This is a genomic window from Nonomuraea marmarensis, assembly GCF_043197025.1.
Taxonomy (GTDB): Bacteria; Actinomycetota; Actinomycetes; order Streptosporangiales; family Streptosporangiaceae; genus Nonomuraea; species Nonomuraea marmarensis.
This window is the reverse complement of the sequence record NZ_JBICRM010000079.1, coordinates 1-11,533: the sequence shown is the minus strand read 5'-3', so window position 1 is coordinate 11,533 and position 11,533 is coordinate 1. Positions and strand designations below refer to the sequence as shown.

The window sequence follows — 11,533 nt, the reverse complement described above, 5'->3', positions numbered from 1 at the left end:
GGCGTGAGAACCGCCGTTCTACGGGGCCTTGTTGCGCGTCAGGGCACCGCCACGCCGTACGCGATCAAGCTGTGACCCGCGGATCTCCAACTCGCCGTCTCACCATCCGAGAACTCCGCCCGCCCTGCCCCAGCACTCTCCACCCGCTGTAGGAGGGCGGAGGCCGAACGGCTGGTTTATGTGGCCTGAGCTGCTCGGATGCCTTGCACCGGGTGCGGCAGCTACAAGATCATCCCGTGTAGGCTCCCGCACTTATGAGCCGTACACGACCCTCGGGGACCTAACTTGACCACCCATGCCTGCCGCCCGCACCTGTAAATCGAAGGCTGCGTAGCTGGGACACTATTCCGCAGCCTCATCCCGCCTCTCGGGGTGGATGCTCTCGAACGCTTTAGCCATCATCTTCGCGACCGTCTACACGTCACTGTCGAGAGGTAGGAATGTCTCGTAGGTGGTCGCGGTGCGACCACCTACGTGCGAGACGGAGATCGATAGACCCTTCAATGGATGTGGAATCGCATCGAACACCACGTCCTCGACGCGAGCGCGCATGGCGCCGAGACTGCCCTGCGGCCGAAACCCGATGGTTCGCAGTGTTCCCTGCCAGTCATTTGTCACTACTTGGCTCCTAAATGCCTAACCACGAAATGCCTCGCCAGGCGTCACAAGCGGTTAGCGTACACGATTCGCACTCCCCATTGCCGATCCGTTCAACGGCTGCGAGCCAAAGGGGTGGCTCCACCTCCCCTACCAGGGACGGATGGACTGGCCACGTCTGGAGCGCCGTACAGGGCAGCTCACTCGTCTTCATGTGGCGAATATCGTCCTTGGCCACTGTGGTCATCCCGGGATGCCACGGGCGTGCAGATCCTCGGGTCATTTTCATCATGACGACCTTCCCATGACTCGGGCTGGGGGCGTCGCAGGTCGCACCGGTACAGGTTGTTCGAATGCTGGGTCTCGGCCGGTTCACCCAAGGCTTGATTTAAGATCGTGATGTCGCAGCATCACTATTGCCCCGGAGCCTCGCACTCTCTAGTGGCGGTGCCGGAATGGGTAAGGCGAATCATCATCGGCCGGTAACTGGAGACCATTCGTCGGCGAAGGTCTCCAGCTGCTGGATGACCTTGTCGATCGCCTCCCTCTCCTCTTCCGGCGGGTATCCGTGCTTGGCCAATAGCCGCTTGATGATGGAGCGGAGCTTGGCCTGGACGTCGTCTCGGGCTGCCCAATCGGTCGAGAGATTCTTCCTGACGGCCACGACGAGGTCGCGAGCAATCGCTGCGAGCTTCTGTTCCCCGATGGAGGCATCACCGTCGCCCATGAGCGCTTTCACGGTGTCCTTGGCCGCTACGGCGTCGAAGAAGGCGAGTTCATCGTTGTTCAGCACTGGACTGAACTGCTCACCTCGTCTGGCGTCGGCGGAGACCTCCTTGGCCATCTCGATCAGCCTTGCGATGATCTCGGCGGCGCTCAGGTTCTGGTTGGTGTACTTGCGCATCAGGTCGATGAGGCGGTCAGAGAAGGACTGCTGCCGGACGATGTTGTGCTTGGTGACCTTGCGCATCTCCTGCTGGACCAGCCGCCGCAAGGCTTCGATGGCCAGCACGGGCTGCTTGGCCGCCTGCATCCGCTTGAGGTACTCCTCATCCAGGTCCGACAGGTCTGGACGGGTCAGACCGGCCTCGGCGAACAGGTCGGTGACCGCGTCGGCCTCGATTGCGCCGGCCGTGAGCTGCTTTAGGAACAGCTCTACGTCAGCGGGGATCGGGCGGCCCTCGGCGACCCGTTCGGCGGCGTCGAACTTGGCCATCACGGTCCGGACTTCCTTGAAGAAGACGATGTCGTCCTTTACGTCGTTGAGCAGGCCCGTATTGCCGCACAGACCATAGAACCTGGAGAGCCGGGCGCTCTCAGCGGCGAACCGCTCCTTCAACGTGCGCTCTGGCTTCTCGGCCTTGGGGTCGACCTGGTTACCGACGTGCTTGGGGTCGCGCAGGAAGGCCGCCGCACCTCGCACAGTGTCACGCCATGCCTTCGGCGACTTCGCCGCGAGACCTTCGCGCCAGGGGTAGCCGTGCAGGTGCGCGTTACCGAGCACATCTAGGATGTCACGGACTTTGGCGATCGCGCCGTGCTGCTCGTCCAGCAGGTCTTGCCCCATTGGCTTACTCTTGGTGTCGCTCTGGTCGTCGGCGCTGTATTCGGCGAGTGCCTCCAGCAGGTTGTCGTGGAGCGGGGCGTACCCCACCATCAGACCGTCCTGCTTGTTGAGGTACGTGCGGTTCACCCGGGCAAGGGTCTGCATGAGCTGCGCGCCGCGCATCGAACGGTCGAGGTAGAGGGTGTGCAGCGGAGGGGCGTCGAACCCGGTCAGCAGCATGTCCTTAACGATGATGATCTCGAGGTTGTCGCTGGCGTTCCTCATCCGCGTCTGGACAATCTTCTGCTCCGATGGACGGAGCCGATGCTCACTCAGCTCCGGCGGGTCGGAGGGGCCGCTGCTGTAGATGACCTTTATCTTGCCTTCGGTCACGCTATCTGAGTGCCAGTCCGGCCTTATAGCGATTATTTGCCCGTACAGTGCGGCGCAGATCTCGCGGGTGCCGCACACGATCATCGCTTTACCCTTCGCGTCGATGAACTGCTTCATCGACTCGGACCGGGACTCCCAGTGGCTGACGATGTCGGCGGCCAACTTCTCAAGACGCGCCGGAGCCCCGTACACGCGGGTCATCACTGCCGTCGCCTGCTCGACCTGCTTGCGCTCGTGGTCGTCAAGCCCCTCGGTCGCCTGGTCGACCTTCTCGTCCAGTTCCTCAGCGGTGAGGCTGTCGGGCAGGTGTACGGGGATCAGGCGGCTTTCATAGAAAACCGGGACGGTTGCGCCGTCTTCGACCGCACGGGTCAGGTCGTACGTGTCGATGAGCTCGCCGAACACCGCTGTGGTGTCCTTCTCCGCGGTACGGATCGGTGTCCCCGTAAAGGCGATCATCGTCGCGTACGGAAGCGCGTCCCGGAGGTGTCGCGCGTAGCCGTTGAGGTCGTCGTAGTGGCTGCGGTGCGCCTCATCGACGATCACGATGATGTTGCGCCGGTCCGACAGCAGTGGGTGCGCGATGCCGGAGTCCTTCTCGGCCTTGGTCCGGCCGAACTTCTGCAGGGTCGTGAAGTAGATCCCTCCGGTGCGCCGGTTGGTGAGCTCCGTCCGCAGATGGTTCCGGCTGGTCACTGGCACCGGCTTCTCCGGCAGCAGCTCGCTGGCGTTGAAGCCCTGGAACAGCTGGTCGTCCAGGTCGGTACGGTCGGTGATCACGACGATCGTCGGGTTGCCGAGCGACTTGTGCCGCAGCACCTGCCCGGAGTACAGCTCCATTTCCAGCGACTTGCCAGACCCCTGGGTATGCCACACCACGCCGGCTTTGCCGTTGCTGCGGACCGCCTCGATCGTCTTGCTGACTGCTCGCTTCACCGCGAAGTACTGGTGCGGTTTGGCGACCAGCTTCATCAGGCCGTTGTCCGAGCGGGAGAAGCCCACATAGCCGTCGAGCAGCTCAACGAACCGTGCGGCGTCAAAGAGGCCGAAGAGAGCGAGGACCAGCTCGGAGTTCTCCCAGCTGGAGTTCATGTCCGCGATCGGCCGGCCACTGTCGTTGACCTTCCATGGCGCGTAGTGGTTCCACGGTGTGAAGGCTGTTCCGTAACGTGCCCCGATCCCGTCGGATGCCAGGCAGATCACGTTGCTGCGGAACGCCCGCCAAGCGTCCTTGGTGTACGTGTCCAGCTGGTTCTTGGCGATTTCTGGGGTGGCGTGCGGGTCCCCGGGCTTCTTCAGCTCGACCACGCCAACCGGCAGGCCGTTGAGGTAAAGCATCACGTCGAACCGGGACTTGATGTCCTTGTTCGCTGGGTTGACTACGGTGACCTGCCGCACCGCGAGAAAATCGTTGTTGTACGGATCCGCCCGATTGATGAGGTGCACCGTCGGGTTCTGCTCGGCGCCGTACTCGTCCGTATAGGAAATGTCCCGGATCCCCTTGGTCAGGAAGTCGTGCAACCGGAAGTTCTCGTTCCGCAGATCCTGCGACTCGGCCGTCAGCACCAGCTGCACGACCTCATCCACGGCTTTCGCCGGCAGTTCCGGATTGATTCGCACCACCGCTTTCCGCAGCCGCCCAGGAATAATCGCCTCATCCCACGACTCCCGCTCACCCGACCCAGGAGCGATCTGCGGTCCGTTCTTCGGCTCCCACCCGAGCTCTCCGAGAATCTCGAGAACGTCGTGCTCCAGATTTGCTTCGCTGTACCCGCTCATAAGGCACCCTCCACAACCTTCTCCACATCCCGCACCTTGATCTCCCCAGACATGAGCTTTGGCAACAATGTGTCCCGCAGCTCGGCGAGAACGGTTGCCTCCCTATCGAGTGACTTCATGTGTGCGAAGAACGAAGCTGCTTCGTTGCCGAAGCTCGCTATTGTTCCGTCCACCGGTCGCGACAGCGGGAAATCCTCGAGTGAGCTGGCAGCCACGCGTTGCCTGCCTGATGATCCGACCATGTTGCGAATTGCCTGGTCACGAAACCGCGGGCTTCTCGCCAGGAAATAGGGCAGGTGGCTGGGGTATCCTGCACGAGCCCGCATAACGATGAACTCGGTTGATCCGATAGCAACCTCGCCCTCTTCAAGGAAGTCGATGTAAGCCGTCTTTCCATTCTCCAAGCATGGAGTAATGCGCGCCATCACGGTGTCTCCGTTGACGAACTTCGTTCCCGATTTCGGCAAACGGCGCGTCCAAGAACTGACTCGTGCATAGTCAGTCGGCAAGGAAGCCATTTCAAGGTATGGTGCGTCTTCCTTAGGCGTCCTGACCCTCGGGTTGAAGTGAACGAGATCGCAGGCGCGTATACCGTCTGCGAGGGTCGCAGGCTCAACGTCGATCTGTAGGGCGTCGAACCCGGCACGCAAGATCTCCTCCTCGGTCCGGGCGATGCGGTCATTGATGACGATCTTGTCGTCGAGCGCCCCCAGAACCGCCGCAATCTTTATTTGATCGCGAATTGACGGATGGGGTACTCTCAAATGCTTGATTGAGGTTAGCGGGGTAGCGATTCCAGGAACACCAACCGTGGAAGAGTTAGCCAGGATTGAACGTTGACCCTCTGGAGATCGGAACCAGTAGTAGTAGTATTCCGGAATCGCCTTACTTGGATCAAGGCGCGTCTTTACCTGGCTTGAGCACACTACGTATCGTTCAAACCTAGGATTTCTTGGAATCATAGATACCTGACCGATCGTACCGCGATGAGTAAAAATCAAATCACCGGGTCCGACATTGGCCGCTTTCACCTCATCCGCCTTTTCTGGGGAAATGAATACAAAGTCGGCATCATGGAATATTCCGCGCGAGAGATTAACTCCTCGAGTGAGCGGAACTCCACTTGCAATGTAATCTTGCTGAGTTAGCTTTGAGCCGAACGGGCCCATCGAGAATGCCGATCGGTCGGAAGCTGCGAGAGTCCCGTACTCAACAATTGGCCACTTAGTCATGGATACGCTCCAGTTGAACGCGGATGACCTGCTCCAGGCGAGTCGACTCCTCGAAGTACGCAAGGAGTTCCTTGGTAAGCCGGTCGATCTTGTCGGTGATGGGCTCGTCGTGGGTGTCGTCTGTCTCGATGGCGCCGACGTAGCGACCCGGGGTGAGGATGTCGTGGTGAGCGGCGAGTTCGTCTCGGGTAGCGGAGTAGCAGAAGCCAGGTTCATCGGCGTAAATGAGACCGGCGTCGCGGGCGCTCTTGGTTCCGCGCCAGGCATGGTAAGCACCAGCGACCTTGTTAAGGTCGTCTTCGGTGAGGACACGCTCGGTGCGGTCCATCATGGTGCCCATAGTGCGGGCGTCGATGAACAGGACTTGGCCCTGCCGGTCAGTGTGGCCGCCGCGTGAGGACTTGTCCTTGGCGAAGAACCAGAGGCAGGCGGGGATCTGCGTGGTGCGGAACAGCTGTGGGGGGAGGGCGACCATGCAGGTGACCAGATCCACGTTGATCAGCTCAGTGCGGATTTCGCCTTCGCCGGATTGCTTGGAGGACATGGAGCCGTTGGCCATGACGACGCCTGCAGTGCCGTGGGTGCCGAGCTTAGAGACGATGTGCTGTATCCAGGCGAAGTTCGCGTTACCGGCTGGCGGGATGCCGAAGCGCCAGCGGGGGTCGTCGGTGTTGCGGTGCCAGTCCGACATGTTGAACGGGGGGTTGGCGAGGATGAAGTCGGCCTTCAGGTCGGGATGCTTGTCCTCATAGAACGTGTCGGCCCAGCTGCTGCCGAGGTCGGCAGACAGGGCGTGGATGGCGGTGTTCATCTTGCCGAGTCGCCAGGTGCGCTGGTTGGACTCCTGGCCGTAGACGGCGATGTCGTCGCGGCGGCCGCGGTGGTTGAGGATGAACTTTTCCGCCTGGACGAACATGCCTCCGGAGCCGCAGCACGGGTCGTACACCCTGCCCTTATAGGGCTCGAGAATCTCGACCATGAGGCGGACGATGCTGGAGGGCGTGTAGAACTCGCCACCTCGCTTGCCCTCGGCCCGGGCGAACTTTTCCAGGAAGTACTCGTACACCTCGCCGAGCACGTCAGCGGCGGTCCGGCCTTCGTGCCCGGTGAACCGGGCGTCGCTGATCAGGTCGACGAGTTCGCCGAGCCTCCGCTGGTCCACCTCCTTGCGGTTGAAGATCTTCGGGAGGACGCCGGTGAGTGCTGCGTTCTCCTTCATGACTGCGCCCATCGCGTTGTCGATGCGCTCACCGATGGTGATCTCGCCCGGATTGGGCTTCGCGTTGGCCTTGAGCTCGAGCCACTGCGCATCGGCCGGCACCCAGAAGATGCCCTCCCGTTCGTACTCGTCCTTGTCGTCCAGGAAGGATTCGATCCGGGATTCCGGGACGCCGTCGGCAATGAGGTCGGCGCGCAGAATACGGCGGCGTTCCTCCCAAGCGTCGGAGGTGTACTTGAGAAAGACGAGACTGAGGACGAAGTCCTTGTATTCAGCGGCGTCCATGGAGCCGCGCAGCTTGTCGGCGGCCTTCCAGAGGATCTCCTTCAGATCCGCCATCGTCGTGGTACCGGGCAGAGCTTCTTGACCGGCGGCGGGCTTCTTGCGGGGCGGCATCGTACTCCTCAGTCTCGGGTGCTGTGGTCGGCGAGGGTCAGGGTTCCGTTGGCGAGTCCGGTCGCGGCGATCTGACCGAGCTCGGTGAGGGCGTCGAGCTCGGTACGGGCCATCCGGCGGCGCTCATCGAGCTCGACGAGCAGCCGGTCGAGCCTGTGCAGGTCAGCCGGGGACAACAGCGGTAGCCACAGTTCTTCTAGCCGCTGTACGGGTCGAATTGCCCCGGCGGTCCGGCTGGAGCGAAACAGCAGTGCGGCGAGGACTCGCGAGGTGAAATGCTCCCGGCCGAGTTCGCTAATCCGTATCACACGGGCAGGGAACTCGATCACGGAGTAGCCGTCATGGTCGACGATCACGCCCGGTTCGGGAACGGTGGTGATTACTACGTCGCCGGGGAGACTGCGCCGCGCATTGGGGTAACGCCGCTCGAACTCCAGCCGGTCTACGACCCGAGATTTGAGAGGCGATCGACCACATGCCTCCTGCGGGCCGATCAGCGAATAGGAGTCTGCGCGGCCCGGCTGCCGACGGATCAGCGCGACATCGACCCGGGTCCCTCTCTGCATCGACAGAAGATTGGCCTTGTCCCGTGCGCCCTTGGTCAGTTGGCCAAGGGTTTCGGTGCGGGGTCGGGATCGGGCGCCGCTGGTCTCAATGTGCAGGTCCATGACCCGGCCGGGCCGTGCTTCCTGGAGCACTCTCTCAAGGTCAAGAGAGCGGGCGACCTGTTCGTATGGGTCGACCGGGTCTTCGCTCAGGTTCAGATAGCGGGGGGTGAGGGTCCGGGAGGACCTGACAACTGCTGCGATCGGCAGCTGCACCGCGTAGGACAGGCGGTGCGCGTCGGGATCGTAGCCAGGCTCGCGCCAGGTGAGAATGTCGGTGCTGAGCGCATCGACTAGGCCCTCGGTGAGCGGCTGATCGGAGATGTCGGCGACGAGCATATTGCCCTTCAGATCGTACCCGTAGTAGGAAGTCAGCACCCAAAGTGCGACCTCATAGCCGGGCCGGAATGGGACGAGCCCGCCGGGCAGCCGGATGATCGCTTTGGTCGCGTCCTTGATGAGATCGCTACGGAGCCGGCCAGCTCGGCTGGTCGGGTCCAATGCGGCAGTGGTGTCGGCTGGCGCGACGATGATGGCAGTCGCCCCCTGCCGCAGGTCCGCCGATAGGTCACTCATGAGCTCGAAGGTGTCGTTGACGCTGCGCTCCTCACCCGAACGGTAGGGAAGCTGGGCGATGATGACGTCGGCTTGTTGCAGACTCGATCCCGGCGTCGTCTGTACTGAGAAGCCTCCCTCGTGCAGGTCATGGACGAAGAGACGACGCCGGGTGAGCCGTGCCAGGTAGGGGTCGGTGCAGCAGGCGGTGAGGTGCATTGGCTGGTCGTCGCGGAGCCGGGAGACCTCGAGTAACAAGTCTCCAGTGCCCGCGTACGGGTCTGCGATCTTCGCGGTGCCGTACCGGTCGGCGCGGGCCGCAGCGGCGGCGAGCTTGGTGATGAGGCGGATCAGGAGCAGATCGAGATGGTCGGCGGCCAGGTCGGCCGCGCCGAGGCGCTCCCTGATGTGCATGACTTTTTCGTATGCACCGGCCGTGCCGTAGGCGGCTTCGGCCAGTTCGTCGACCACCTTCGGCAACCAAGATGCACGGATCGCCTCGATCTCCGACCGCAGCAGCTCATCGGCGGGGTCGTGTTCGGCAGCCCGATCCTGGAGCCTGCCCAGAGCGCCCAGCTCACCGTCGTCGAGCTCGTCATCGATGCAGTGTCGCAACGCGATCAACGAGGTCAGGGCTGCCATAAGCGCTCGTGGCGGTAGCTGACTGGAGAGCCTGCCGAGAGTATGCAGGCGCAGATCTCCGTCGATGTCCCGGCGCTTGGCTCGGCCGGTTGTCACCAGCCAGTTGGCGATCTCGGCAGCGTCGAAGAGGGGGTGCATGTGGTCACCGGAGGCAGGTTTGGGGAATTCGGAGTACCTGCGACGCCAGGTGCTGACGACGGGTCGCTGGACCTTGGCCAACTCTGCAATCTCGGGCATCGAAATCAGCGTTGCGCCCTTCCGCGGGTTTCGCATCGTCAGCATCTCCTCTCTCATGCCTGCGCCAGCCTAAGCGAGCAGATCGGAATGGACCATCGGTTCGCTTGATAACCCTCTCTATCAGGCGGTTCGTCCAAAAAGGGCATTTTTGCATCGGCCGGACCTTATGGGTCTGGAGCTGCGGTTGCCCTGCGGCTCGTGGCGGGTCAAGTCGACGCCATCGGTGAGAGCGCTTCTACGCGACCTAGCCATCGACATCAACGGCCTGCAGCACCCACTCGACCACCTTCTATCTCGTGCGGACTGTACTTCAAGATCACCATTTTCCTCTGTCTATTGACGATAACCCCCATTATCAGGATTACAGATGCCATTTTGCTCCCTCCAGTCGTTATCGGGTCGCATCGTTGTTCACAGCACCCCCTTGGTGCCGCGGCTCAACGTCCGGCACCTTCCGCGAGAAGGAGCACCTCCATGACCCACGCCACCACCAAGCGCACCCTGTACCGCCTCAAGGGCGTAGCCCCCACCGTCGAGGCGATGTGCGACGCACTCGACATGGCCCAGCTGATTTCGATCAGCGCAGATCTCGAAATCCTGACCGACGAGCTCGGCGTGCCCGCGATCATGATCGACGGCGTGTTCGCCAAGGCCGAGGCGAGCTGGTACGCCGACCTGCGGCGCACCAGCCGCCGCCAAGTCTCCCGCCCCAGCATCAATCCCGCGTCGCTGCTCATGTTCGCCCTGAACGACGAGGTGTACGCCATCGGCTATGGGCTAGGCCACCACCTCATCGCCGACCGGCTGAAGGACAAGCGCTTCGGGCTGCGCTTCGCCATCCGGCAGGTCAACCCCGCCGAGGTCAACGACCTGGTCCGGCAGACGCCCGGCAGTGGGAAGACGGACATCACCCTGGTTCCTGGCGGGGCGTCCGTGCGAACCTTCGGCATCGAGGAGCACGCGCAGATCGTCCGTACGATCGGCGGCCGTCTCGGTGGTGTGAAGCTCACCGTTTCTTCGCGGAGTCGAGCGCGGGTTTCCAGTGCTCACGGAGGGGTGGGGCTCCGGCTGCACCTCGGAGTCGAGGGCTCGGACCTTCTTTCTGACGTCCGGGAGATCTCCCGGGTCTGCCGCGAGGAGCGCCCGCATCCGGACCTCGAGTTCGTCGAGTACATCACCGAGATCACCGATGCGAAGCTCATCGCCCGGCTGGAGGCGGCCCTCGACGACCTCCTGGGCCAGTCCGATGAGGGCCGTGTGGCGGGATCCGTGCCGAAGGGCCGTTGGGACCATTATCTGGCGGCTCGCGCCTTCCGGACTCGGATCAACAGCCGGCAGGGGAAGGTGAGCGACACCTTCGACCTCCCCTACCTGCTTGAGCGGGTGCGCGTCCAGCGCGCTGGCAGCCGGGTGGAGTCGCTGCGCGAGGGCAAGATCGTTCTCTACGAGGACAGCCGTGCCCGTAGCGACGACGTGATCTGGTGCTCCAGCGCCCTGCGGTGGGTTGAGGCCGATGTGGCGCTGAGTGACCGGCGGTTTTTCCTGCTGGATGAGGACTGGTATGAGATCGGGCCGGCTTACCTCGCCACGGTCCGCGACCAGGTGAAGAAGCTGATCATCTCCCCAGCCACGGACGACCTGCCCGCGTGGGACCTCGCCCACGATGAGCACCGCTTCTGCGAGGACATCGAGAACTCGGGTCGCGGCTATCTCTGCATGGACAAGAAGCTCGTGAAGACCCGCCTGCACCGGGGCAACGGCGTGGAGATCTGCGACGTGCTCTACCCCGACGGCACGCTGATGATGGTCAAGCGTGCCCACCGGGCCGGCGCGCTCAGCCATCTGCTCAAGCAGGTGCTCGTGGCGGTCCAGGCTCTTCAGCATGACCCTGAGGCCATGACTGGGTTCCGGGAGAAGGTGGCTCAGGCCCCGGGCGGCTGGAACCTGCCTGAAGGCTTTCAGCCTAAGAAGGTCATGCTGGCCATCCTCTTGAAGGACGGGACTGAGCTCACCGCCGAAACGCTTTTTCCCTTTGCGCAGGTGGCCCTCCTGCACACCGCTACTGTCCTCCGGGCTTGGGGGGTCACGATCGAGGTCGTCGGTGTCCGTAGCCGTCCATGCACCTGTGGCACGTAGGGCCTGCGATACGCGGCCTCCTCGGTCGCGCGACGATTCCCAAACGGCGTGCTGTTGCTCGCGACACGGCCCTCTCTGTCAGACTGGTGTGAGACATGGGACAGATGAGTCCTTTTGATGCGAAGCAGGGCGAGACAGGACGATCGAGACAGTGACGATGACCCTCGCTGACCAGGCCGCCATGACGGGGCAGGAT

5 protein-coding genes are annotated in these 11,533 nt (G+C 62.7%); 1 reads left to right on the top strand and 4 read right to left on the bottom strand.

All coding sequences use genetic code 11. The annotated features are described in order from the left end of the window. Positions 1 to 1,069 precede the first annotated feature (1,069 nt). Genes ACFLIM_RS49595 through ACFLIM_RS49580 form a run of 4 tightly spaced genes read right to left on the bottom strand, consistent with a single transcriptional unit; the run spans position 1,070 to position 9,258 of the window. Complete coding sequence (locus tag ACFLIM_RS49595) at positions 1,070 to 4,315, bottom strand: type I restriction endonuclease subunit R (protein WP_393177811.1); 3,246 nt, start codon at positions 4,313 to 4,315, stop codon at positions 1,070 to 1,072. Next, entirely contained in the window at positions 4,312 to 5,547 is a 1,236-nt protein-coding gene (locus ACFLIM_RS49590; protein WP_393177809.1) for a restriction endonuclease subunit S, read from the bottom strand. The genes ACFLIM_RS49595 and ACFLIM_RS49590 overlap by 4 nt, the downstream gene beginning before the upstream one ends. Continuing rightward, positions 5,540 to 7,162: a type I restriction-modification system subunit M gene (locus ACFLIM_RS49585; RefSeq protein WP_393177807.1), complete on the bottom strand. Its 1,623-nt coding sequence runs from the start codon at positions 7,160 to 7,162 to the stop codon at positions 5,540 to 5,542. The genes ACFLIM_RS49590 and ACFLIM_RS49585 overlap by 8 nt, the downstream gene beginning before the upstream one ends. A gap of 8 nt (positions 7,163 to 7,170) precedes the next feature. Beyond that, positions 7,171 to 9,258: a hypothetical protein gene (locus tag ACFLIM_RS49580; RefSeq protein ID WP_393177805.1), complete on the bottom strand. Its 2,088-nt coding sequence runs from the start codon at positions 9,256 to 9,258 to the stop codon at positions 7,171 to 7,173. A 417-nt stretch (positions 9,259 to 9,675) separates the two neighbouring features. Between ACFLIM_RS49580 and ACFLIM_RS49575 the strand changes: the two genes are divergently transcribed. Beyond that, positions 9,676 to 11,337 carry a TIGR04141 family sporadically distributed protein gene (locus tag ACFLIM_RS49575; RefSeq protein WP_393177803.1) on the top strand — a complete coding sequence of 554 codons (1,662 nt, stop codon included), beginning with the start codon at positions 9,676 to 9,678 and terminating at the stop codon, positions 11,335 to 11,337. Positions 11,338 to 11,533: the final 196 nt, after the last annotated feature.